We start from the raw sequence: 22,925 nt of genomic DNA on the forward strand, positions 1-22,925 counted from the left end.
CTTTGTCAGTTTTTTTTGATATATTGTACATATATGTCTATACATGAGGTGCTATATGTCTACTAAGAAAAAACCAAAATATGAAACCATTGCTGATGAAATTCGTAAAAGAATTATTGAACACGTTTATCCGCTAGAACATGCATTACCCGATGAAATCCATTTGGCCCAAGAGTTTGAGGTGAGCCGAATGACGATGAAACGTGCGCTTGAGATTCTCGTCATGGAAGGGCTGATTTATCGTAAACGTGGCAAAGGAACATTCATTTTACAGTCGAGCTTCCAAAAAGATCGCATCAACGTGATTAGCAAAGAAACGAGAGGGCTGACTCAAGTAATCGGAGATCGCTCGTTACGAAGTGAAGTCCTCAATTTTGAGGTGAAGTTTCCGAGTCAGGAAGTCGCCAATCATCTCATGATTGAGCTGACAGAACCAGTCTATGAAATACGTCGTGTGCGTTACGTAGACGAGGAGCCATATGTCATTGAATTGACGTACATGGTTGCTAACCTCATTACGGGAATCACACGTGAAATTTTAGAAAAGTCCGTGTATGCGTATATTCAAGAAGAGCTGGGTTATACGATTACAAGCTCGCATAAAGTGATACGAGCAGATAAACCGGATGAGTACGATCAAGCTTACTTGAAGAATGATGTCACTGAACCGATTATCGAAGTCGAGCAAGTTGTCTATTTGAGTAACGGGAAACCGTTCGAGTATTCGTTTGCCCGTCACCGATACGATAAATTTGTGTTTTCATCGGTCAATATTGTGAAGTAAAAGTCGCCGCGATGGCGACTTTTTCGTAAGGAGGACCCATCGTGGATGTGAGAATTGAACAAGCAGGATACGAGAGTAACGAGCCGGTCATTCAGGACATCTCGTTTGATGTACGGGCAGGTGAGATTTTAGGGGTGATTGGGTCGAATGGTGCGGGAAAAACGACCACCATCGCCTGTCTTACCGGAACGATTCCTTGGATGAAGGGAACGGTCAAGATGGAACGCTATGCGTATATCCCGGAGCAACCGGTCTACTATGATTATTTGACGCTGTCTGAACATATCGCACTCGTCCAAGAATTAACGGGAGTCGATTCAAAAGAAAAAACGGAAGAATTGCTACAGCTTTTCCGACTCGATCATGTGACCGACCGGTATCTCTCTTCTTTTTCAAAAGGGATGAAACAGAAGGCGATGATTTTATTGGCGCTCATTCAAGAAACGCAGATATTAATTGTCGATGAACCGTTTATCGGATTGGATGCAACGACGACGATTCAGTTACTTCGACTGTTAGAAACGGAGCGTGCGAGGGGGACAAGTGTCTTATTAGTCACACACGTTCTTGATACGGCCGAGCGGTTGTGTGACCGGTTCGTATGGATCGATGACGGGCAACTGCTGGCGAGTGGGACAAAAGCAGAGATTCGTGAGGCACTCGAAACAGAGGGGATGACCTTGTTCGATATGATGGAAGATGTGGCGCTCCGATGATTGCGAAACGATTGCTTTGGATGCGTGTCTCCCGTTATATAAAACAACAGTGGAAGACGGTCCGATTGATTGTCGACTGGACGATTTTTTTATACGGTGTCCTTCCTCTTCTCATATGGGCAGGGTATTCTTACTGGCTCGTATGGGAAGGGAATATCGATTGGTTGCGTGATGTGCCTTACCTGTTATGGGCAATCCTGTTCGGATGGGTGATGTGGCAGGACCGCATGTTTGTCTGGGTGGAACGCGCCGACCTCATCCTTGTGGCAGATCGTCATCTCATTCGACAGTTGAAATGGTACTCCGTCGTATATCAGATGACTCAACATCTGATTCAATACGGATTCTATCTTCTATTGATCGCACCGATTCTACATGTGAAGGGAAAGACCACTGTCGAGATACTCGCATTCGGAGCCGCACTTTTCTTACTCTCCTGGTGTCATACATGGATTCAGTATCAACTTCGCCTCCGACACGTCCATCCCATGAAACGATTATTGGTCGTGTTGATTGCTTTTGCAGGCGTGTATGCGCTATTGATTGAGTCGGTGTTACTCAGTGTGTTGATCGGAAGCATGATGGTCACATTTGCGTTATACGTAGGGGAAGGATGGGTGTCGAAACATCCGAATATCGGTCGGGAGATTGAAATCGGGGAACGTGAGCGTGCCTCATTCGACCGAGTCCTGCTGACGACCTCAGGAGCCATCGAGAAGACGAGTGAGCGGAAACGTCCACTGTATCGACCGAGACCGAACCGCTTCGGCACCGTCAGGCGAACGATGGCAATCCTGATCTATTTCAGGACACCGAGCCATCGGAATCTATGGTTTCGACTCATTCCGCTCGGGGTCACGAGCGTGATTCTTCTCCAGAGTTGGTTCAAACTAGTGGTTCCGATTTATTTGTTATATGTCGCCTATCAGGAACAGACGTCGTTCACGAGAGAGATGGAGCGGCATCCATTCTTCCAATCTATTCAAGAAAGAGGTTCATCATGAACGAACAGCAATATGAACAACTCCTGCAAATCGAGACGGCTAAACCACAGCAAGGATTTCCGTCCTCGGCCGAATATCATCGTTATGAGCCGACTCCTTACGAGGCACTCGATTTGCTTCGGGATGCGTATCCGTTAGAGTCCACAGATACGATCGTGGATTTCGGTTCGGGCAAAGGGCGTCTGCCGTTCTATTTAGCGTATACGTTTCGCGTGCGGGCAATCGGTGTCGAGATGGACGGTGGATTTCATGAGGAGGCACTTCAAAATTGGGCGAGCTATACGAAGAAACATCGTAATCGGGGAAGTGTTCAATTGGAACGGGGGCTAGCGGAGGAATTCACGATTCCATCGGATGCGAATCGATTCTACTTCTTTAATCCGTTCTCCGTGAACGTCTTCCGCCAAGTGATTGCCAACATCATCGAATCTGTTGAAATAGGTCCTCGCCCGGTCGATGTGATTTTATATTATCCGGCGGATGAGTACCTCCATTATTTAAACGACGAGACACCTTTTCAGTACGTACAAACGGTGCGATTGCCGCTGAAGAATCTTCATGAGCGATTTTTGATTTATCGGTTTGATATGATGGAGTCATCTTGGTAATGGAGGAGTGAGCACGATGAAAAAGAAAGACATTTTAGAAGCGTATCGTTGGCGTCAAGCGACGAAAGCATTCGATGCGGATCGTAAAATCAAAGAAGAGGACATGGAGTTCATTTTAGAGACGGGACGTCTTTCGCCGAGTTCATTCGGATTCGAGCCATGGCAATTCGTCGTGGTGCGTCGGGAAGATTTGCTCCAAAAAATTAAAGATCACGCATGGGGAGCGCAAGGTCAGGCTTTGACTGCGAGCCACTTCGTGTTGATTCTCGCAAGAACACCGAAAGCGATGCGTTACGATGCGGACTATATTCGTCATATCGTGACGGGTGTACAGGGCCGGACGGAAGAAGAATACGCGCAACGCGTGAAACGGGTACAGGAGTTCCAGGAGAACGACTATCGTCTCTTGGATGATGAACGTGTCTTCCAGGAATGGATCAAGCGTCAGACATACATTCCGCTCGGAAATATGATGACGGCTGCCGCACAAATCGAAATCGATTCATGCCCGATTGAAGGGTTCAATCAAGAAGAAATCGATGAGTTGCTCATCTCAGAAGGTGTGATGGAACGAGGCGAATGGTCACTTTCGGTCATGGTTGCATTTGGGTATCGGGCGCGTGATTTCGCACCGAAAACACGCCGGGACTTCAACGAAGTCGTCAAATATATCGGATGAAAAAAAGGTTCAATCGCCTCAGCGATTGAACCTTTTGAATTATTTCCAGTCTGTGATGCGGTCGACCGGGAAGCGGACTGATGGGTATCCTTCTTCTGCTGCTTTCCCGATTGAGAGAAGCATGACTGGAAGGTAACGTTCTTTGTCGAGACCGAACGCTTCAGCAATATTCGCTTTGTCGTATCCGCCGATCGGGTTTGTATCATATCCGTGCGCACGTGCGACGAGCATGAGTTGCATCGCAACAAGACCTGAATCGAGCATGATGCTGTCTTTGACCATTTCTTTCGGTGCATCTTTGAAGATGCCTTTGATCATGTCGACTTGACGGTCACGGACCTCAGTCGGCATCATACCGCGCTCTACCGCTGTATCGAAAATCTCTTCTGTATAATCTGCCATTTGATAGTCAGCGAAGAGTGCGATGACAGCCGAAGATGTTTCCACTTGGCGTTTGTTGAAACTTGCGAGTGGAAGGAGTGTTTCTTTTCCTTCTGCGCTATCGATGACGACGAAGCGCCATGGCTGTAAGTTAAGTGATGAAGGAGCTGTTGTCGCTTCTTCAAGGATTTGGGTCATTTCTTCTTTTGAGATTTTGACGTTCTCATCGTATACACGAATCGAGCGGCGTCCTTTGACAATCTCCATAAAGTCTTTTTGTGTAGCAGTGTTCATATTGTAGTCTTCCTTTCATGGTCAATAGTATCTTGTAACATCGTTAGGGATGCTAATAACTGTTGTTGATCCTCTACCTTCATGTTGACAAAAAGTCGGTCCGTTAAGCACTCTTTTTGCTCAGTCCAATGTGCAATTTGCTCACGACCATCGTCTGTCAACTCGACATAAATGACACGGTTGTCTTGTTCACAGCGTCTCCGCGTGATCAGTTCTTGTGCCTCTAATTGTTTCAGGTGTCGGGTGATGGCGGCATGGTCAACATCGACGCGTTGTTGCAATTCACGCTGTCGCAATGGACCGACGTGATACAGGTTGCTTAAAATGTCGTAGCGACTCAGGCTGAGCCCGTCCATTTCAGAGTCGAATAATTGCCCCAATTCTTTTTGTACGGTGATGATGTGATAGAGAATTTGATCACGGAGCGAGCAGGAATCTCGCATGCATATCGCCTCCTCAAATCATTGATGACTCAATCATTGATGGGTCACACAATGTATAGTAAACCCATCCTGACGAGATTTCAAATAAAAAGTTTTAAGAAATGGGTTGTCAAACTGTTATATAATAGTCTATATTGTAATCAACTGATATATAACAATGGTTAAAGGAGGATGTGAACGCTTGGAACACTATGAACGACTAAATACGTATCATGTTCATGAAAAGCTGGTTGAATTTGTGAATAAAAACGTACTTGAACCCCAGGAAATCAACGTTTTTTGGGAAGGCGTTGAATCGCTTCTAGAGCGTTTCATTCCAGTGAATCAGACACTTCTGGAGCAGCGCATGACATATGAGCGATTGTTACAGGAGTGGTACAGTCGCCAAGAAGAAGTCGATCCAATCGAATATGAGACATTTTTAACGTCAATCGGCTATATCGAACCGATTGTCGAAGATTTTAACATCGATGTTTCGGGTGTCGATCGTGAAATCGCGCATCAAGCGGGACCGCAACTCGTCGTACCATTAGACAATGCCAGATATGCACTTAACGCCGCCAATGCCAGATGGGGAAGTCTCTACGACGCCCTTTATGGAACAGATATGATTGAAGAGGCGGACGGTATGGAAAAGGGACGAGGATATAATCCCGTTCGCGGTAATGAAGTTATTCGGTTGGCGAAACAATTTCTAGATGACACGTTCCCGCTATCGTCAGGGTCGCACAAGGAAGTGACGCAATACGTCGTTCGTGATGATGTCGCCTATGCGGTAATCGGGGATGACGAGCATTCGTTCGCAGATGATTCTTTCGTCGGTTACACCGGGGAACCGAACGAGTTGAAGACGTTGATGCTCAGACACCATGCCTTACACGTTGAACTGCAATTTGACCGCGAGCATCCGGTCGGCAAAGTCGATCCTGCTGGACTGATGGACATCGAGCTCGAATCAGCCCTATCCGCAATCGTGGATTGTGAAGACTCGGTCGCAGCCGTTTGTGCGGAAGACAAAGTTCATCTGTATCGTAATTGGCTCGGCTTGATGGATGGGACGCTTGAAGCCTCGTTCCAAAAGAACGGGGAGCGACTCTCTCGACGTTTAAACGAAGATAAGCGTTTGATTGGAAAAGGTGGAGTGGAAGTTGTGCTCCCAGGACGCGCACTCTTATTCATTCGAAATGTCGGACACTTGATGACGACGGACTTGATCCTCGATGCAGAAGGTCGTGAGGTAGCAGAGGGGATCGTTGATGCCATCTTCACTTCATTGATCGCGAGTCGCCATCTACATCGCCGCCTCAACTCTCGGGAAGGATCGATCTATATCGTCAAACCGAAAATGCACGGGTCTGAAGAAGTAGCATTCACCAATGACTTGTTTGACGCTGTAGAAGATCTATTGAACCTTCCGCGCCATACGTTAAAAGTCGGCGTGATGGATGAAGAGAGACGAACGTCACTCAACTTGAAAAATTGTATCGCTCAAGTGAAAGAGCGGGTCGTCTTCATCAATACGGGCTTCCTCGACCGGACGGGGGACGAGATTCATTCCTCGATGACACTTGGACCAATGCGTCGAAAAGGAGAGATGAAGACGTCTCCTTGGCTCGCTGCATACGAACGATTGAATGTATCGACTGGTCTCGAAAGCGGATTCCATCACCGTGCACAAATCGGGAAAGGGATGTGGGCGATGCCTGATCAGATGCGGGACATGATGCGTGAAAAGATTGCGCACGTACGGTCCGGGGCGACAACGGCGTGGGTGCCTTCCCCGACGGCAGCGACGCTCCATGCGATGCACTATCATCAACTCGACGCTTTTGATGTACAGCGAGAATTGATCAAGCAGCCTCATTCGAAACATGAGCGACAACAACTCCTCGACATTCCGCTCGCGACACGCATCTATTCACAAGACGAAATTAAAGAAGAGCTCGAGAACAACTTACAAGGATTGCTCGGATACGTCGTTCGTTGGGTCGAACAAGGTGTAGGTTGTTCGAAAGTACCGGATATTCACCATATCGGACTGATGGAAGACCGAGCGACACTCCGGATTTCGAGCCAACACGTGGCCAACTGGCTGCATCACGGCATCTGTTCAGCAGATCAAGTGGAGGTCACACTTTATCGGATGGCGCAAGTTGTCGATGAGCAAAACGAGTCAGATCCGAATTACCGACCGATGACACCGAACGTCGATCAGTCAATCGCCTATCAAGCTGCTCACGAACTCGTGTTTCATGGGTTGAAACAGCCGAACGGGTACACGGAACCAATCTTGCATCGCCGCCGCCGTGAATTTATGAAACGACAAACCGTGGAGTTCAATTTAAAAGGAGGAACCTCATCATGACAACGAAAAAAATGGAAAGCGAACAGTTGATTGAACGTTGGGTCGTCCGCCGCATCGTATCTGGAGAATCGACAGCATCACTTGCGAATACAGCATTCGTATACGGGAACGACTTAATGCGTCTCGTCTTGGACCGGGCAGATGGATCACTTCAAATCATGAAGGAACCGATTGAGGAAGTCGTCGTCTTCCGCAAACCGGAAGATCGGGACGAAGAGAACGTCTGTCGTTGCTGCGGGATGGAGCACTCGACGTTCAAATCGGCATTGGAGTGCTGTGCTTACCTCGACTAAATTGTTTAATTTGGGCTATCTGTTATATAACAAATATCATTTAATTAAATTAATATAATACAGGAGGGTTTATTGATGAAACAACGCGAAGAATTGGTGAACAGTTGGAAGTCAGAACGATTTGAAGGGGTAGAACGTCCATACTCTGTAGAAGACGTCATGAAATTACGAGGGTCCATCGTGATTGAACAAACGCTTGCGACAAAAGGAGCGGAACGCCTGTGGCAATTGATGCACGAGCGTGATTATGTTCATGCACTCGGCGCGTTGACAGGGAACCAGGCCATTCAGCAAGTGAAGGCAGGACTCGAAGCGATTTACTTGAGCGGCTGGCAAGTAGCGGCGGATGCGAACCTATCGGGTCATATGTACCCAGACCAAAGTCTATATCCGGCCAACTCGGTTCCGAGTGTCGTCAAACGAATCAACCAGGCGCTTCAACGTGCCGATCAAATTCAAACGGCAGAAGGAAAAGGCGATACGCATTGGTTCGCACCGATTGTCGCGGATATGGAAGCGGGGTTCGGTGGTGTCCTCAACGTATTCGAATTGACGAAGGCAATGATCGAAGCAGGTGCTGCCGGTGTTCACCTCGAAGACCAACTCTCGTCTGAGAAGAAATGTGGTCACCTCGGTGGGAAGGTGTTACTCCCAACCCAGACGGCTGTGAAAAACTTGATTTCGGCTCGACTCGCGGCAGACGTCATGGGCGTTCCGACAATCATCGTAGCGCGGACAGATGCGCACGCGGCGAACTTGATCACGAGCGACATCGATCCAATCGATCACCCGTTCATCATTGGAGAGCGTACACCAGAAGGCTTCTATCGTACGGAGGCTGGTATCGAGCAAGCCATCGCTCGTGGTCTCGCTTATGCACCATATGCAGACCTCGTCTGGTGTGAGACGTCTGAACCAGATTTGGCAGAGGCACGTCAATTTGCCGAAGCGATCCATGCGAAGTATCCAGGGAAGCTACTCGCTTACAACTGCTCGCCATCATTTAACTGGAAGAAGAAGCTATCAGACGAAGAGATTGCGACATTCCAACAAGAAATCGGCGCAATGGGCTACAAGTTCCAGTTCGTCACACTCGCTGGATTCCACGCGCTCAACTTCGGCATGTTCGAGCTCGCACGCGGGTACAAAGATCGCGGCATGGCAGCGTACTCGGAGTTACAACAAGCAGAATTTGCGGCTGAAGTACATGGATACACGGCGACACGTCATCAGCGTGAAGTCGGGACGGGTTACTTCGATGAAGTCTCACTCGTTATTTCAGGTGGGCAATCATCAACGACAGCACTCGCCGGTTCGACAGAAGCAGAGCAATTCACAAATTAATGAATGTAAAATAACCGCTGCACGCGCAGCGGTTATTTTTGTTTGAGGCGTGCCCCAATTTCTCCGACGAGAATAGCGATTCCCATAAAACCTGCACCAAGTATGGCCATCTGATTCTGATTGGCGACTCCGACCTCGTTTTCGAATTGATAAATGTCACGAGTGAAGAATTGGATTGGCTCACCGGATGTGAGTGCTTGTTCATAACCGAGCCAAATCAAAATCGAGAATGTGGTAATGGAGACACCAAGTCCGATGAGTGCAGCGATACTAACGCGGATTGCGATTCGAGTCATAGCGATTCCTCTTTTCCTGTTTGCATACGATACGTCACAAGTAGAGGAAAAGATTCACGGTTCACTCATTTCGGAATGGTCAACACTTGCCCGACACTGATGAGGTTAACGTTCGTGATGTTATTGGCGGCTGCAATTTTCGCGACGGTGGTATTGTACATCGTCGCAATCTTATACAGTGTGTCGCCCGACTTTACGGTGTATTTCACAGTTGTTGTAGGTGGAGGTGTGACGGTTGTTCCTGGAATGATGAGCACCTGACCGACAGTGATGGAGTTGACGTTGGTGATATTGTTAGCGGCTGCAATTTTCGCGACGGTGGTATTGTACATCGTCGCAATCTTGTAAAGCGTGTCGCCCGATTTCACGGTGTATTTCACGGTCGTTGTAGGTGGTGGAGTGACGGTTGTTCCTGGAATGATGAGCACTTGTCCGACATAGATTAAGCTATAGTTGGTGATATTGTTAGCTGCCGCTAAAGCGGATACGGTGACGCCATACGTCCGTGCGATGCTGTACAATGTGTCACCGGACTTCACGGTATACGTTTTGTTCGTGGACGTGTTTTGATAGGCGAGTAATTGCGAGACCGTGACGAATTGGTACCCTTTTGCTTTGAGTTGCGAAATCATCGTCGGTAATGCGAGTGGGGTCCCCGGTGCACCCGCACCTGTATGCATCAAGACGATTGAACCCGGTTTGATGTTAGTCTGAACTTTCGTGTTGATTTGGCTCGCGGTCAACCCTTTCCAGTCAATCGTATCAATGTTCCATTGAATCGTGTATCCGTATCCTGCAGCCCCGACACCGCTCAATACGGTACTATTCACTGCACCAAACGGGGCTCTGAAAATCGGTTTTGTCGTTTTTCCGGTCAACGATTTAATCAAAGCTTCCGTGCGATCGAGCTCGGATTTCATTTGTGTAGCAGTCAGTTTGGTGAAGTCTGGATGTGTGTACGAGTGATTTCCGAGCTGATGCCCTTTTGCGGCGATGTTTTTAATGTACTGTGGATGGTTATTTGCGCCCGACCCCGTTAAAAAGAAAGTGGCTTTGACATTGTTTTTTGCTAAAATGTCTAAAATCTTGTTCGTGTTCGCCCCGTCTGCCCCGTCATCGAACGTCAATGCGACGACCTTGCTCGTCGTGTTCACGCTCGTGACAAATTTTGAAGCGGCGGCACTGACGGAAATCGATTGTGTGATCACCATCGCCAATAAGATGAACAGTGCCATCGCCCCACGAATGACCTTACGTTTCATCTGAATTCGCCTCCATTCATGATGTAACTCTCTTGATGTTAAGACTTTCCAAATGATTGACCTTGATATATTTTATATACCCCTTTTTAGAAATGATGGACTAAAATTCGGAAATGTACTCAATAAATTTTGATTCAACTATATGTGTGAAATTTGTGAGAATGTATCGTGGGATATCTCACAGAATGCTCACACTCTTTTTGGAAAGAGATGGTATCATGAACAATGTGTGAAAGATGTAAGCGATTTATAAGGAGGACTTATGATGAAAAAGGTGATGACACGGTTTGGGGTCGTGTTGGGGCTCATCGGGTTGTTCGTACTCGGTGCGTGTGGTACGGAGAAGGAAGCGGAGAGCGCAGCTGTTCCACAATCGATGGAACCAGTAGAGGCAGAGTTGACGGTTGCTGCGACGGCAGAAAAAGGAGAAGCGGTACCGTTATCTGTAACAGTCACGCAAAATGGTCAACCTGTAGACGATGCGGATGAGATCAAGTTCGAAGTATGGAAGAACGGTGCGAAAGAAGAAAGTGACATGATCAAGGCGTCACTCACGAAAGATGGTGTCTATGAAGCAGAGACGACGTTTGCGGAAGAAGCGGTCTATACGGTCCAAGTTCACGTGACAGCGCGTTCGATGCACACGATGCCGACGACGAATGTGACGGTTGGACATCCAGAAACGGCTGCTGAAGCGGAAGAAGAGAGTGAGCATCACCACCACGCTGGAGCGGATATCACCCTTGACCCGAAAGAGGCGACAGCAGGTGAGGAACAACCGTTCATGGTTCACGTTATGATTGAAGAGGAGATGTTAGCGGGGGCAGACGTGCAACTCGAAATCTTCCAAGACGGAGCGGAGAAACATGAGTGGGTGAAGTTAGAGGAAGCAGATGCTGGGATGTACAAAGGAATGTACACCTTTACTGAATCTGGTGCATACAACGTTCAAGTTCACGTCACGAAAGGTCATGATCTTCATGAGCACGTGATGGAAATGGTAGACGTCAAATAAAAATGATCGGCTCACGCGAGCCGATCATTTTTATTATGCATTTTGATAGAGAGATTCAACTTGTTGTTGAAGCGCTTCGTTCTCCAAGTACTCATCGTACGTTGCTTCTTTATCCACGATGCCATTCGGTGTCACTTCGATGATGCGTGTCGCAATCGTCGAGATGAGCTGATGGTCATGTGAGCTAAAGAGGAGTACGCCTTTGAATGACTCGAGACCGTTGTTGAGTGCTGTGATTGATTCGAGGTCCAAGTGGTTCGTCGGATCGTCGAGGACGAGCACGTTCGAGTTTGAGAGCATCATCTTCGAGAGCATGCAGCGTACTTTTTCTCCCCCTGAGAGGACAGACGCCTTCTTCATGACTTCTTCACCTGAGAAGAGCATGCGGCCAAGGAATCCACGAAGGAACGTATCTGACTCATCGGCTGGTGAGAACTGACGCAACCAGTCGAGGATGCTCTTTTCCGAGCCCTCGAAGTATTCCGAGTTGTCTTTCGGGAAGTACGACTGAGTCGTCGTCACGCCCCATTTGACCGAACCTGTATCTGGTTCCATCTCACCCATGAGAATTTTGAAGAGTGTCGTGATCGCAACGTCAGAACGACCAACGAATGCGACTTTGTCCGTCTTGTTAAGTGAGAACGTGACGTTGTCGAGCACTTTTACGCCATCAATCGTTTTCGAAACGTTGTCGACATAGAGAACATCGTTCCCGATTTCGCGTTCCATCGTGAATCCGACGAATGGATAACGACGTGATGACGGACGAATGTCGTCGAGTGTGATCTTATCGAGCAACTTCTTACGTGACGTCGCTTGACGCGCCTTCGATGCGTTCGAGCTGAAACGTGCGATGAAGTTTTGAAGCTCTTTGATCTTCTCTTCTTTCTTCTTGTTCTGATCTGCCGCCATACGTGTAGCAAGTTGACTTGACTCATACCAGAAGTCGTAGTTCCCGACATACAATTGGATTTTTCCGAAGTCGAGGTCTGCCATGTGTGTACAGACTTTGTTCAAGAAGTGACGGTCGTGGGAAACGACGATGACTGTGTTTTCAAAGTTGATTAAGAACTCTTCCAGCCATTGAATTGCTTTGAGGTCAAGTCCGTTGGTCGGCTCGTCCAAAAGCAAGATGTCTGGCTTACCGAAGAGTGCTTGGGCAAGAAGGACTTTGACTTTCTCGCCACCTGTGAGTTCGCTCATTTGTTTCTGGTGAAGCGCTTCTGTGATCCCGAGACCTTGAAGAACCATCGACGCTTCCGACTCTGCTTCCCAACCGTTCAACTCGGCGAATTCACCTTCGAGTTCAGCTGCGCGCATTCCATCTTCGTCTGAGAAATCTTCTTTCATATAAATGGCGTCTTTTTCTTTCATGACGCTATAAAGACGCTCGTGACCCATGATGACGGTCTCGAGAACAGCACTGTCCTCATACGCATAGTGGTCCTGTTTGAGGACCGCGAGACGCTCACCCGGTGTGATGCTGACATCACCCGTCGTCGTATCTTGCTCACCTGATAAAATCTTTAAGAATGTCGATTTACCGGCACCGTTCGCACCGATCAATCCGTAACAGTTGCCTGGTGTGAACTTGATGTTCACGTCTTCGAACAACTTACGGCCGCCAAATTGTAGGCTGACGTTATTTACTGTAATCATGTATGGTATCCCTCGTTTTTCTGATTAGTTTACGACGTGTATTGTATCACGTTTTTGAAAAACGCGCAGTGTCACGTCATGATTCACAAACGTTAAAGAAAAACTTGTGCATCAGGATAGAGGATTATACAACGTAAGATGGAAATATTATGTAGAACAGAAATGCACGTGAATCAAATGGGGGGTACTATGAAACAAATTAGACTCTGGCTGATCATCCTATTTATTGCGGTCAGTTTAAGTATCATGAATTCGCTATTGAAGAATGAACTTCAAACGTTTGAGGTAGGGAAGTTTGAGTTTGGGAAATATGATGATTTTGACGAGGCGTTGGCTAAAGGTCTCACTTATGACATGAATAAGTTGATTTATATAACACGACACAATGGGGTGACCATCGTCATGTACACGACGATTCCGGATCCTACAGAATTTCAAGATGTCATGGAGTTTCAAGATGATATGGAGTTTCAAAATGAGATGGAGGCATTGGTCGTCCAGTTCTTTGAGGGGAATGATGAAGAAGGATGGGAGCTTCTTGGCCCAAGAGGGTGGACGCACTATGAAAACGACAATTTCACCTCATATAGCACATTTTTACGAGAATACGATGACGCCGGAAACGTCGAACATTCTTTCAATGTGGGATTTGGAGAAGTGAACAATCCAGAAATCGATACGATTGAAACGAAATCCCATCACGAAAATACGTTCACCGAGGCAACGATGATTCAAAAAGGCCCGTACCGATATTATTTTCAAATTGGAGAAGACGCGGTTGTACGAGGAATTTCTGTGAACGGTGAGATTGTCGATCAACAAGGTAGCTGATACTTCGATGCACAGAAAAAGCCATCGTCATGATGGCTTTAATCGACTCGTACAACGGTCGTATTCAATTCGAACGCTACATTTCCTGCGAGCGCGCGTGAAATCATACATTGATCTTTCGCTTTTTTCGCAATGCGCTCGACTAGCGTAATCTCTCGGTCGGTCATCTCTGCAGGTACTTGAATCGTTGTCGTATAGCGAATCGTCTCGTAGGTGAAGATGCCGTTCGTCACATCGACGATTCCTTCTGCGTCAATCGTGATGCCACGGTGAGTCAGGTCGCTTCTCCCGAGTACGGCTGCGAGTGTGATGATATAACACGTGGCCGCTGCTCCGAGTAACATTTCATCCGGATTCGTGCCGACTCCGGGACCGTCCATTTCGGGTGGAATCGAAATCTGTGTCTTTAATCGCTCAGCCACGAGGGTACCGACGTCATTTCGTCCGCCATCCCAGCCGAGGTTCATGCTAAATGTATGTTTCATCAAAAATCGCCTCCAATGTCTCTAGTGTAAAAGAGAACGATTGGAGGCGCATGTGTTATGCTTGTGCACGCTTCGCGAATGTGCGAAGTGTTTCGATGATGACGGTTGTTGCTTTTTCCATGTTGTTCACAGAAATATATTCGAACTTCCCGTGATAGTTCTCGCCACCCGTGAAAATGTTCGGTGTCGGAAGGCCCATGTAAGAAAGTTGCGATCCGTCTGTCCCACCACGAATCGGTTCAATCTTCGGTTCGATGCCAAGGCCGCGCATGACGTCAGCAACGGTATCGACGATGTGTTTCACCGGTTCGATTTTCTCGGCCATGTTGTAATACTGGTCTTCCATTTTGAGCTCAATCCGCTCTTCCCCGTATTTTTGCTTCCATTCGAGGACAAGTTTCTCCATCAACGCTTTACGCGCTTCGAACTTCTGTTTGTCGTGATCGCGGATGATGTATTGAAGTGTCGTCTTTTCCACATCCCCATTAAAGCCGTTCAAATGGAAGAATCCTTCGTAGTTGCTCGTACGTTCCGGTGCCTCATCAGCCGGTAAACGGTTTTGGAACGCCATCGCGAGCTTCATCGAGTTGACCATCTTGTTCTTGGCGCTACCCGGGTGCACGTTCGTCCCATGGAAGGTGATGGTCGCACCAGCTGCGTTGAAGCTCTCATACTGTAACTCTCCAAGTGGACCGCCGTCCATCGTGTAAGCGAAGTCCGCGTTAAAACGGGCGACATCGAATTTATGTGGTCCACGCCCGATTTCTTCATCCGGTGTGAAAGCAATGCGGACCGGTCCGTGCGGAATCTCAGGGTGAGCCAATAAGTATTCGACGGCTGTGACGATTTCGGCGATTCCTGCTTTATCATCCGCACCGAGGAGTGTCGTTCCGTCCGTTGTCATGAGCGTATGTCCGACATACCCGTCAAGTTCTGGGAAGTCTTTTGGTGACAAGACGATATTTAAGGATTCGTTCAAGACGATATCGCCACCTTCATAGTGCTCGACGAGTTGAGGGGAAACGTTCGTACCCGTGAAATCGGTCGCCGTATCCACGTGGGCGAGGAAGCCGATTGTCGGGACATCATGATCGACGTTACTCGGAAGTGTGGCGAAGAGATAGCCGTATTCATCCGTCTCGACGTCTGTCAGCCCGAGTTCTTTCAGTTCTTTCTCCAAATGACGAATCAAATCCCATTGTTTGGCCGTCGATGGTGTTGTCGTACTCGTGAAGTCAGACTGTGTATCAATCTTCGCGTATGTCATTAAGCGTTCAATTAATTTCTCTTGCATGGATTGCCCTCCTCTAAAAAGTTTCATCTTCATTAGTTTATCACGCGCGCTCGAAGTCGAAACAAAAAAGTCACGCCCATCGATGAAATGAGCGCGACCTGTTCAAAAGAGAAACGGGTATAAAATGGGCAAGATGAATGAGGTGAAGATGGCCGTCAATCCCATCGCGGCTCCACCTGTTGCACCAGACAACGGATGTTCTGTCGCCGCTTGAGCGGTCCCGATCCCGTGACTGATGGTGCCGAGTGTGAGTCCACGCGTGAACGGGTCGTCCATATTCATCCATGTCAATAGTACCGGACCGAGCATCGCACCTAAAATACCGCAGGCGACGGCAATCGAAGCCGCAAGCGTTGCATCCCCTTCTAGTTGTCGAGCCAATTCAAGGGCAATCGGGGACGTGGCCGATTTGACCGATAGCGCAATCAATACGTTTTCGGTGAACGAAAACAATTTGCCGAAAAGGACAGCAACAAAAATCGTGGAAAGTGACCCAAGTACGATGGCACTCAGGGCCCGTTTTGCCCGGGCGAGTAACACGGGTAAGTTGCGATAGAGCGGTAACCCGAGGGCGACAGTCGCCGGACCGAGTAAGATGGTGATGAGATCGGTAGCCGGTTTATACGCATCATAGGACTGTCCTGTCACAAGTAACAGAAGAATCAGAATCGCTGTACTTAAGAAGACGACATTAGTGAACGGGGATGCCCACTTTTTCGAAAGTTGACGACTAAACGTATATACGAGAATCGTCAATCCGATCCAAACGTATGTCATGATGTCTCACCTTCTTTCCCGGAAACGAGAGCCGTCACGATCATACCGACCGCCATGCTGACGAGTAACGTCACGAGAAGAGGGATGCCGGCGGCTTTTAACAACGTACCGTACGCCATGAGACCGACAGCAATCGGGATGAAGAAGAATGCGAGGTGCTTCGTCAAAAATCCAGCGCTGTCTTCAATCCATTCCACGCGGATGACTTTTGTTATTAAGAGGACGAGCAACAGCACCATGCCGATGACGCTGCCCGGTACTTTCCACGAGAACGTCTCAACCATCCAGTTGCCGAGCGTGCTCAATCCAAACAAGAGTGAGAGCCCAATCATCCATTTCAATAATTTCATCTATAAGACTTCCTTTCGCATCATTCAAAACGTATGCATCTTCTCAAATTCATCCTCATCGGTCAAGAAAAGGGTATAACAAAAAAAGATAATGGGTACATACGTTCGGAATGCTATACTACATCTATCATAAACAAGCGGGGTGTCGAGATGGAACTAAAAACGATTGAGCAATTTATTGAAGAGCATGGATTACAAAACGGGGAAGACATTTTACGTGCGTTCACGAAGCGAGTCAATTTGACGCTTGTACCACGAACCACACGAGAAGAAGTTCAAATCGGCCATTCAAAATTCGGTGGGCATCCTGATTTGCCACATGCTGACTTGCACCCTGGGGAGAATATGACGTTTTTAGCTCAGTTCCGTTTAAGTGATTTAGCTGAGTTTGAATCCGTGGATGCACTCCCGAAAGAAGGTTTGTTGTCTTTCTTCTATGACTTGGAAGAACAACCTTGGGGAGATGAGGACGAGCGTCATCTTTGGCGTGTCTTGTATACGGAAGAAACGCAACTTGAGCGAGTGCGGGTTGGAGAAGCATTGAATGAGCGTGCCGTTTCTTTCAAAGAGAGCTATGCGGAGAATGGATATGATTTGTACGATTTGCTCGGTGACGACCTGTACGAAACGCTTGTCGAACAATTCGAACAAGAAGAACTCCACGCAATCGGTGGACATCCGAATGAAGTGCAGAATGATGTGTTTGAAGAAGTAGAAGAAACATATGGGGAACGATTCGATCGTCCTTTCCTGCTCTTTCAAATGGATTCTACTGAAGAATTAGATGTCATATTTGGGGATGTTGGCATTCTTTATTTTCTTATTCCAGAAGATGCCCTCCGCGCCAAACGGTTTGAAGAAACCGAAATCATCATGCAGTGTTATTGAGCGCAAAAAAGAGAGTTGACTTGTTAAGGTCAACTCTCTTTTGTTTAGGCTTGTTTTTTCTTACGGAATCGTGCGAAGAACTCATAGACGATCGGTACGATGAGCAACGTGAGAAGCGTCGAACTTGTAAGTCCGCCGATCACGGTGACTCCGAGACCTTTCGAGATGAGTGCCCCGCCCTCGAGACCGAGTGCGAGCGGTGCGAGTGCACCGATTGTCGCGAGTGCGGTCATCAAGATTGGGCGAAGGCGTGTGCCTGCTGCCTCAAGTAACGCTTCACGTGTTGATAAACCAGCTTCTTCTTTATGAATGACGCGGTCAATCAAGACGATGGCGTTCGTGACGACAATCCCGATTAACATGAGTGCCCCGATCAAGGCAGAAACCGAAATCGTTTCACCAGTGATGAGGAGGGCGACAAGTCCCCCGATAATCGCATACGGGAGTGAGAACAACACGACGAATGGTGTGAGTGCCCCTCCGAATGTGATCACGAGAACCAAGTATACGATAGCGATTGCAGCGAGCATCGCAAGACCGAGCTGTGTGAACGATTCTTGAATCTGTTCCGTTACACCGCCGACATCATACGATACGCCAGACGGGAGCTCGATCTCTGATACGCGTTCTTCGATCGCAGCCGACGCTTCTGTCGCTTTATCCGTGCTGAGTTCGACACTTACTTGTGCGAGCAGTTTTCCGTCGCGCTCGACGAGTGTGTCCGGCGTTGTGCCTTCTTCGATTTCAATGAAGTCTGAAATCGGGCGTGGTCCGAACGGTGTCGTGATTTCTTGTGCTTGCAGGTCATCGACACTATCATACGTCACTTGCTCGTTCGGGATGACGACGTCTAACTGTTTGTCATCCACTGTCACGCTCGCAAGTGGGCTTTCTGGTGCCTGGAATTGGCTGATGACTTGTGCGATTTGACCTGCAGATACACCAGCTTCTGCAGCGGCTTGTTGGTCGACGTTGAACGTGTATTGAACATAGGACTCACGTAAGTCTGACGTTGCCTGACGGACGTAATCCGTTTCTTTTTCAATCGTTTCGATGAAAGTCGGCACGATGGCTTCTAAATCTTCAAGCGAGTTGGCATAGACGTTATATGTCACACCGCTCGTTGCGCCGCCACCTGAGAAGTCTTGTTCTTTCCACTCACCGTTTGAAGCGAGTTCGTTCAACTTCTCAATATCAGCCAACTTCACATCTGCGAAATCTTCTGTATCCGGGTCATACTGGACGATAAAGATTCCTTGTTTATTGTTTCCTGGGTTCAGCGGGTTCTCTCCACCGACCGTGAACTGAACGTCCGTTGCGTTCGGTTGTTCTTTCATGAAGTATTCTTCTGCCACTTCAGCTGCAGCAATCGAATCTTCAAGCGTTTGACCAGGTTCTGGGTCGAATGTGACGAACAACGTCTTCTCCGAATCTTGGTTCAAGAAGTTGACTCCAATCGCTGGGACGAGGGCAAAACTACCAATCAATAGGGCGGTCGCGAGTCCGAAGACGACGAGTTTATGGTTCAGTGACCAGTTCAAGACGCCGCGATACCATTCCGCGAGCTTTCCTGGACCTTCTTCTGGCTTCAACTTGTCGCGGTTTTTAAAGAACGAGTCGGCCATCATTGGTACGACCGTGATTGCGACGAGTAACGAAGCGAGTAGGGCGAAGACGACAGTCAATGCGAACGGCAAGAACAACTCACCGACAAATCCTGTGACGAAACCGAGCGGCAAAAATACCGCGATTGTAACGATCGTCGACGAGGCGATCGGGATGAATACTTCTTTTGTCGCCGCGATGATCAATTCTTTACCGCGAAGTGGTTCGTTCGACCGTGTGAGTCGACGGTAAATGTTCTCGATGACGACGATGGAGTCATCGACGACGCGTCCAATCGCAACGGTCATCGCACCGAGTGTCATGATGTTCAATGTGATATCCAATTGCTTCAACACGATAAGTGCCATGAGAAGCGATAACGGGATCGAGATGACAGCGATGATTGTCGATCGGAAGTTACGCAAGAACACTAAGATGATGAGGATGGCGAATAAGCCACCGAGCAATGCTTTCGATAACATCGTCTCGACCGACTCTTCAATCGGTTGTCCTTGGTCGAGTGTGATCGATACATTCGCCGTATCATACTCTGCTTCGAAGTCGCTCAATACTTCTTTGACGGCGTTGACGACATCGACCGTGTTCGCATCTTGTGTTTTCGTCACTTGTACGCCGATTGAACGTTCACCGTTCGAGCGAGAAATCGATTCTTCGATTCCTTTGTCCTCGATTGTCGCAAGTTCACTCAACGCGACAGTCGGAACCGTCGTCGGAACGTTCGGTGGTAATGCCGATGGTGTTTCCGTCGGGACCTCTGTTGGCACGTCTGGCGTTTGACCAGGTGGCAATTCAGTCGGGGCAGACGGTGTCGTCGGCGTTGATTGTGCTGGTGAGTATGGGATTTGGATGTCGCGGAACGCTTCGAGCGTCTCAGACTTGCCGTCGATGACGACCGCTTGCTCCGTGTCACCCAATTCATATAATCCGAGCGCGATACGGGCATCATTCGCTTGAATCAATTGTTTGACCGTGTCTTCTGTCAAATTGTATTCAGCGAGCGCTTCTTGATCGAATTGAAGTTCGACGCGGCGAATCTCTTGTCCGGCAATCTGGACGGTTTGTGCGCCTTCCACTCCTTCAAGAGCGGGTTGGACTTCTTCCTCGACGAGTTTCGTCAATTCGGCTAAATCAAGACTCTCATCCGAGATGGCAGCCCCGATGACCGGGAAAGCGTCGAAACTGAGACGCGATACTTGTGGTTCTTGTGCCGACTCCGGCAATTCGACGTTACTCAACGCATCTTTGACTTGCTGTTCCGCTTCATCCATATCTGTACTGAAGTCGTAATCGATTTGGATGTTCGAAGCGTTTTGGAACGATGAAGAACGAACTTGTTCCACACCATTTAGACTTTGCAGGCGTTCTTCGAGAACGGTACTGACTTCTTCGAGTACTTGCTCAGGGGATGCTCCTGGATAAATAGTTGTGACCGAGACGGTCGGTGTGGTGATGTCCGGTAACGTCTCGAGCTTCATCGTCAGACCGGCGAAAAGACCGGCGGCCGTCAAAATGATCGTCATCAACCAAACCGCGAACTTGTTGTTGACGGAGAAGGACGTGATTTTCTGCATGGGTTTTTAATCTCCTCTATATGTTGTTTTTATGATTGGCTGTCGATGGCGTGGGCCCGTTCAATCAAGCGGGTGATGATTGCTTGTTTGAGTTCGGCAGGGGGAACACCGACCCCAAAATGTTCTGACATCATCATGCCTTCGAGTGCATAACGAATGATCATCGTTTCAACCGGGTCGGCTGTTTTTTGAAACTGTTCGAAGAACGTATCTAAATCTTGCTTCCATCGATCGGCATACTCTTGATCGACGGCAAACAGCGTGAGAAATGCGATCATTTTCTCAACGTCGATATGAATGGCAGCGCGTTCGGGATGCAAATTCGTTTCATCGAACAGACGAACGAATGCTTCGACTGGACCGTGACCTTCCTGTTGCAGTGAGGCATACAACTCGTTTTGCTCTTGTTGTAACCGTTCGACGATTGCAGTCAGTAATGCCTCTTTTGAAGCGTAGTGATAGAGAAGTCCACCTTTTGAAACACCAGCTGTTTTAGCGACCTCATCTAACGTGAGTTGATGCACACCTTGATTCATAATGATGTCCGTTGCCGCATCTAATAGCTTTTGTTTCGTGACTTTCGATCGGTTTGTCATATCTCCACCTCTTTCTGTACCGACCAGACGGTTTGTTTGATTTCACTATATCGTTCGCATTCTTTTGAAGTCAAGAAATGATGACCTCAAAACGGTCACAAATTAGGCATTCTTACTGATAGCGATTGCAGAAAACCCTTGACGTGAGAATGATTATCAGTGATGATAAGTACTGAGAGTAATTATCATTACCAGAGAGAGAAATCATTGAACGTGGGGGAATGACAGATGAACAAAAAATATGCAGCTTTAGGAATTTCAGCAGCACTAACGACATCGCTCCTTGCCGCTTGCGCAAGCACAGATGAGACAACTTCAAATGAAGGCTCGGACGATTCGAACGTCGTCAACGTTTACTCGAGTCGCCACTACGATGTCGATCAACAATTATATAAACAGTTTGAAGAAGAGACGGGCATCAAAGTAAACGTCGTGGAAGGTAAGAGTGACGAACTTCTCGAGCGTTTAAACACTGAAGGAGAGAGCACAGAGGCTGACCTCTTCATTACGGCAGATGCTGGGAACTTGTATCAGGCGAAAGAAGCGGGACATCTCCAAGCGGTCGATAGCGATGAGCTTGAGTCAAACATTCCTGCAAAATATCGTGACACGGACAACGAATGGTTCGGTTTGACGAAACGTGCACGTGTCATCGTTTACTCGAAAGATCGCGTGAAACCAGAAGAATTGTCGACGTATGAAGCATTGACAGAAGAACAATGGAACGGCAAAGTACTCGTGCGTCCGTCTGAAAACATGTACAACATCTCACTTCTCGCATCATTCATCGAAGTGAACGGTGTCGATGAGGCGAAAGAGTGGGCGAAAGGCTTAGTGAATAACATGGCACGTGATCCACAAGGGAACGACCGTGACCAAGCGAAAGCAGTCGTCGCAGGTGAAGGGGACGTCGCCATCATGAACACGTACTATATGGGTCTCATGTTGAATTCTGAAGACGAAGAAGAGAAGAAAGTCGCTGAGCAACTCGGTGTCTTCTTCCCGAACCAAGATACAACAGGCACACACGTGAACATTTCTGGTATCGCGATGACGAAAGCATCGAAAAACACAGAAAATGCTCAGAAATTGATGGAGTTCATGTCAGAGCCGTCAGCTCAAGAGAAATTTGCGAGTGTGAACTACGAATACCCAGTCAACGAGTCGGTTGAGCCGAATGAGCTTCTTCAATCATGGGGCGAGTTCAAAGAGCAAGACATCAACCTCTCTGCACTTGGAGAAAACCAACAAGAAGCAATCCGCATCTTTAACGAAGTAGGTTGGAAGTAAGATGACTTCGGCTTGAACGCGAGTTCAGGCCGGAGGTTTTTGCGTTTCATACACCCTAAGCGCTACACGGGACG

23 protein-coding genes are annotated in these 22,925 nt (G+C 47.9%); 12 read left to right on the forward strand and 11 right to left on the reverse strand.

From position 1 onward, the window contains the following. The first annotated feature begins 55 nt into the window (after positions 1–55). Genes KNP62_RS10995 through KNP62_RS11015 form a run of 5 tightly spaced genes read left to right on the forward strand, consistent with a single transcriptional unit; the run spans position 56 to position 3,791 of the window. A complete protein-coding gene (locus tag KNP62_RS10995) occupies positions 56–784 on the forward strand; it encodes a GntR family transcriptional regulator (protein WP_015880372.1) in 729 nt (242 codons plus the stop codon). 41 nt (positions 785–825) lie between these two features. After that, positions 826–1,500: an ABC transporter ATP-binding protein gene (locus tag KNP62_RS11000; protein ID WP_214785540.1), complete on the forward strand. Its 675-nt coding sequence runs from the start codon at positions 826–828 to the stop codon at positions 1,498–1,500. Next, a complete protein-coding gene (locus KNP62_RS11005; protein ID WP_214785541.1) occupies positions 1,497–2,504 on the forward strand; it encodes an ABC transporter permease in 1,008 nt (335 codons plus the stop codon). Before KNP62_RS11000 ends, KNP62_RS11005 begins: the two co-directional genes overlap by 4 nt. Next, on the forward strand, positions 2,501–3,112 hold the full coding sequence (locus KNP62_RS11010; RefSeq protein WP_214785542.1) for a class I SAM-dependent methyltransferase: 612 nt from the start codon (positions 2,501–2,503) through the stop codon (positions 3,110–3,112). The genes KNP62_RS11005 and KNP62_RS11010 overlap by 4 nt, the downstream gene beginning before the upstream one ends. A gap of 16 nt (positions 3,113–3,128) precedes the next feature. Beyond that, entirely contained in the window at positions 3,129–3,791 is a 663-nt protein-coding gene (locus tag KNP62_RS11015; protein ID WP_015880376.1) for an NAD(P)H-dependent oxidoreductase, read from the forward strand. A 39-nt stretch (positions 3,792–3,830) separates the two neighbouring features. Here the strand turns inward: KNP62_RS11015 and KNP62_RS11020 are convergent, their stop codons facing one another. Next, a complete protein-coding gene (locus KNP62_RS11020; protein WP_214785543.1) occupies positions 3,831–4,466 on the reverse strand; it encodes a nitroreductase family protein in 636 nt (211 codons plus the stop codon). Further along, positions 4,463–4,909, reverse strand: a complete 447-nt coding sequence (locus KNP62_RS11025; RefSeq protein ID WP_214785544.1) for a MarR family winged helix-turn-helix transcriptional regulator — start codon at positions 4,907–4,909, stop codon at positions 4,463–4,465. Before KNP62_RS11025 ends, KNP62_RS11020 begins: the two co-directional genes overlap by 4 nt. Before the next feature lie 181 nt (positions 4,910–5,090). On the opposite strand from KNP62_RS11025, the gene KNP62_RS11030 reads away from it, so the two are divergent. The 3 genes from KNP62_RS11030 (at position 5,091) to aceA (ending at position 8,911) form a co-directional block, all read left to right on the forward strand. After that, positions 5,091–7,274 (forward strand): malate synthase G, encoded by a 2,184-nt coding sequence (locus tag KNP62_RS11030; RefSeq protein ID WP_483299211.1) that lies wholly within the window; start codon positions 5,091–5,093, stop codon positions 7,272–7,274. Continuing rightward, entirely contained in the window at positions 7,271–7,567 is a 297-nt protein-coding gene (locus tag KNP62_RS11035; protein WP_214785546.1) for a hypothetical protein, read from the forward strand. Before KNP62_RS11030 ends, KNP62_RS11035 begins: the two co-directional genes overlap by 4 nt. Before the next feature lie 75 nt (positions 7,568–7,642). Then, positions 7,643–8,911 carry an isocitrate lyase gene (gene aceA / locus KNP62_RS11040; protein ID WP_214746768.1) on the forward strand — a complete coding sequence of 423 codons (1,269 nt, stop codon included), beginning with the start codon at positions 7,643–7,645 and terminating at the stop codon, positions 8,909–8,911. Positions 8,912–8,943: 32 nt separating this feature from the next. Here aceA and KNP62_RS11045 read toward each other — a convergent pair whose 3' ends face one another. Both KNP62_RS11045 and KNP62_RS11050 read right to left on the reverse strand, forming a co-directional pair. After that, entirely contained in the window at positions 8,944–9,207 is a 264-nt protein-coding gene (locus KNP62_RS11045; RefSeq protein ID WP_214785547.1) for an LlsX family protein, read from the reverse strand. Between the two features lie 65 nt (positions 9,208–9,272). Then, positions 9,273–10,469 carry a LysM peptidoglycan-binding domain-containing protein gene (locus KNP62_RS11050; RefSeq protein WP_214785548.1) on the reverse strand — a complete coding sequence of 399 codons (1,197 nt, stop codon included), beginning with the start codon at positions 10,467–10,469 and terminating at the stop codon, positions 9,273–9,275. A 265-nt stretch (positions 10,470–10,734) separates the two neighbouring features. On the opposite strand from KNP62_RS11050, the gene KNP62_RS11055 reads away from it, so the two are divergent. After that, positions 10,735–11,484 carry a FixH family protein gene (locus KNP62_RS11055; protein ID WP_214785549.1) on the forward strand — a complete coding sequence of 250 codons (750 nt, stop codon included), beginning with the start codon at positions 10,735–10,737 and terminating at the stop codon, positions 11,482–11,484. A 33-nt stretch (positions 11,485–11,517) separates the two neighbouring features. On the opposite strand, the gene KNP62_RS11060 is transcribed toward KNP62_RS11055, so the two are convergent. Continuing rightward, on the reverse strand, positions 11,518–13,143 hold the full coding sequence (locus tag KNP62_RS11060) for an ABC-F family ATP-binding cassette domain-containing protein (protein ID WP_214695756.1): 1,626 nt from the start codon (positions 13,141–13,143) through the stop codon (positions 11,518–11,520). A 189-nt stretch (positions 13,144–13,332) separates the two neighbouring features. Between KNP62_RS11060 and KNP62_RS11065 the strand changes: the two genes are divergently transcribed. Further along, entirely contained in the window at positions 13,333–13,974 is a 642-nt protein-coding gene (locus KNP62_RS11065; RefSeq protein ID WP_214785550.1) for a hypothetical protein, read from the forward strand. 38 nt (positions 13,975–14,012) lie between these two features. Here KNP62_RS11065 and KNP62_RS11070 read toward each other — a convergent pair whose 3' ends face one another. The 4 genes from KNP62_RS11070 to KNP62_RS11085 all read right to left on the reverse strand — a co-directional run bounded on the left by KNP62_RS11070 (position 14,013) and on the right by KNP62_RS11085 (position 16,880). Next, positions 14,013–14,462: an SACOL1771 family peroxiredoxin gene (locus KNP62_RS11070; protein ID WP_483299212.1), complete on the reverse strand. Its 450-nt coding sequence runs from the start codon at positions 14,460–14,462 to the stop codon at positions 14,013–14,015. Between the two features lie 52 nt (positions 14,463–14,514). Continuing rightward, positions 14,515–15,753, reverse strand: coding sequence for a peptidase T (gene pepT / locus KNP62_RS11075; protein ID WP_214785552.1), 1,239 nt, complete (start codon positions 15,751–15,753; stop codon positions 14,515–14,517). 102 nt (positions 15,754–15,855) lie between these two features. Further along, positions 15,856–16,530: an LrgB family protein gene (locus KNP62_RS11080; RefSeq protein WP_214785553.1), complete on the reverse strand. Its 675-nt coding sequence runs from the start codon at positions 16,528–16,530 to the stop codon at positions 15,856–15,858. Continuing rightward, entirely contained in the window at positions 16,527–16,880 is a 354-nt protein-coding gene (locus KNP62_RS11085; protein ID WP_214785554.1) for a CidA/LrgA family protein, read from the reverse strand. Before KNP62_RS11085 ends, KNP62_RS11080 begins: the two co-directional genes overlap by 4 nt. A 150-nt stretch (positions 16,881–17,030) precedes the next feature. Here KNP62_RS11085 and KNP62_RS11090 point away from each other — a divergent pair, with 150 nt between their 5' ends. Continuing rightward, positions 17,031–17,768 carry a YwqG family protein gene (locus KNP62_RS11090; protein ID WP_214785555.1) on the forward strand — a complete coding sequence of 246 codons (738 nt, stop codon included), beginning with the start codon at positions 17,031–17,033 and terminating at the stop codon, positions 17,766–17,768. A 44-nt stretch (positions 17,769–17,812) separates the two neighbouring features. Here KNP62_RS11090 and KNP62_RS11095 read toward each other — a convergent pair whose 3' ends face one another. Continuing rightward, positions 17,813–20,965 (reverse strand): efflux RND transporter permease subunit, encoded by a 3,153-nt coding sequence (locus tag KNP62_RS11095; protein ID WP_214785556.1) that lies wholly within the window; start codon positions 20,963–20,965, stop codon positions 17,813–17,815. A gap of 29 nt (positions 20,966–20,994) precedes the next feature. Next, the gene (locus tag KNP62_RS11100; protein ID WP_214785557.1) at positions 20,995–21,561 is read right to left on the reverse strand and encodes a TetR/AcrR family transcriptional regulator; all 567 of its coding nucleotides are present in this window, start codon (positions 21,559–21,561) and stop codon (positions 20,995–20,997) included. 228 nt (positions 21,562–21,789) lie between these two features. Between KNP62_RS11100 and KNP62_RS11105 the strand changes: the two genes are divergently transcribed. Beyond that, positions 21,790–22,851 carry a Fe(3+) ABC transporter substrate-binding protein gene (locus KNP62_RS11105; RefSeq protein ID WP_214746803.1) on the forward strand — a complete coding sequence of 354 codons (1,062 nt, stop codon included), beginning with the start codon at positions 21,790–21,792 and terminating at the stop codon, positions 22,849–22,851. Positions 22,852–22,925 lie beyond the last annotated feature (74 nt).

It is taken from the genome of Exiguobacterium sp. s183, from assembly GCF_018617655.1.
In the GTDB taxonomy this organism is placed as follows: domain Bacteria; phylum Bacillota; class Bacilli; order Exiguobacteriales; family Exiguobacteriaceae; genus Exiguobacterium; species Exiguobacterium aestuarii_A.

Coding starts and splice junctions, on each gene's coding strand:
- KNP62_RS10995 (WP_015880372.1), top strand. CDS start 56: ATGTCTACTAAGAAAAAACCAAAATATGAAACCATTGCTGATGAAATT.
- KNP62_RS11005 (WP_214785541.1), top strand. CDS start 1,497: ATGATTGCGAAACGATTGCTTTGGATGCGTGTCTCCCGTTATATAAAA.
- KNP62_RS11010 (WP_214785542.1), top strand. CDS start 2,501: ATGAACGAACAGCAATATGAACAACTCCTGCAAATCGAGACGGCTAAA.
- KNP62_RS11015 (WP_015880376.1), top strand. CDS start 3,129: ATGAAAAAGAAAGACATTTTAGAAGCGTATCGTTGGCGTCAAGCGACG.
- KNP62_RS11020 (WP_214785543.1), bottom strand. CDS start 4,466: ATGAACACTGCTACACAAAAAGACTTTATGGAGATTGTCAAAGGACGC.
- KNP62_RS11025 (WP_214785544.1), bottom strand. CDS start 4,909: ATGCGAGATTCCTGCTCGCTCCGTGATCAAATTCTCTATCACATCATC.
- KNP62_RS11035 (WP_214785546.1), top strand. CDS start 7,271: ATGACAACGAAAAAAATGGAAAGCGAACAGTTGATTGAACGTTGGGTC.
- aceA (WP_214746768.1), top strand. CDS start 7,643: ATGAAACAACGCGAAGAATTGGTGAACAGTTGGAAGTCAGAACGATTT.
- KNP62_RS11045 (WP_214785547.1), bottom strand. CDS start 9,207: ATGACTCGAATCGCAATCCGCGTTAGTATCGCTGCACTCATCGGACTT.
- KNP62_RS11050 (WP_214785548.1), bottom strand. CDS start 10,469: ATGAAACGTAAGGTCATTCGTGGGGCGATGGCACTGTTCATCTTATTG.
- KNP62_RS11055 (WP_214785549.1), top strand. CDS start 10,735: ATGAAAAAGGTGATGACACGGTTTGGGGTCGTGTTGGGGCTCATCGGG.
- KNP62_RS11060 (WP_214695756.1), bottom strand. CDS start 13,143: ATGATTACAGTAAATAACGTCAGCCTACAATTTGGCGGCCGTAAGTTG.
- KNP62_RS11065 (WP_214785550.1), top strand. CDS start 13,333: ATGAAACAAATTAGACTCTGGCTGATCATCCTATTTATTGCGGTCAGT.
- pepT (WP_214785552.1), bottom strand. CDS start 15,753: ATGCAAGAGAAATTAATTGAACGCTTAATGACATACGCGAAGATTGAT.
- KNP62_RS11080 (WP_214785553.1), bottom strand. CDS start 16,530: ATGACATACGTTTGGATCGGATTGACGATTCTCGTATATACGTTTAGT.
- KNP62_RS11085 (WP_214785554.1), bottom strand. CDS start 16,880: ATGAAATTATTGAAATGGATGATTGGGCTCTCACTCTTGTTTGGATTG.
- KNP62_RS11090 (WP_214785555.1), top strand. CDS start 17,031: ATGGAACTAAAAACGATTGAGCAATTTATTGAAGAGCATGGATTACAA.
- KNP62_RS11095 (WP_214785556.1), bottom strand. CDS start 20,965: ATGCAGAAAATCACGTCCTTCTCCGTCAACAACAAGTTCGCGGTTTGG.
- KNP62_RS11100 (WP_214785557.1), bottom strand. CDS start 21,561: ATGACAAACCGATCGAAAGTCACGAAACAAAAGCTATTAGATGCGGCA.
- KNP62_RS11105 (WP_214746803.1), top strand. CDS start 21,790: ATGAACAAAAAATATGCAGCTTTAGGAATTTCAGCAGCACTAACGACA.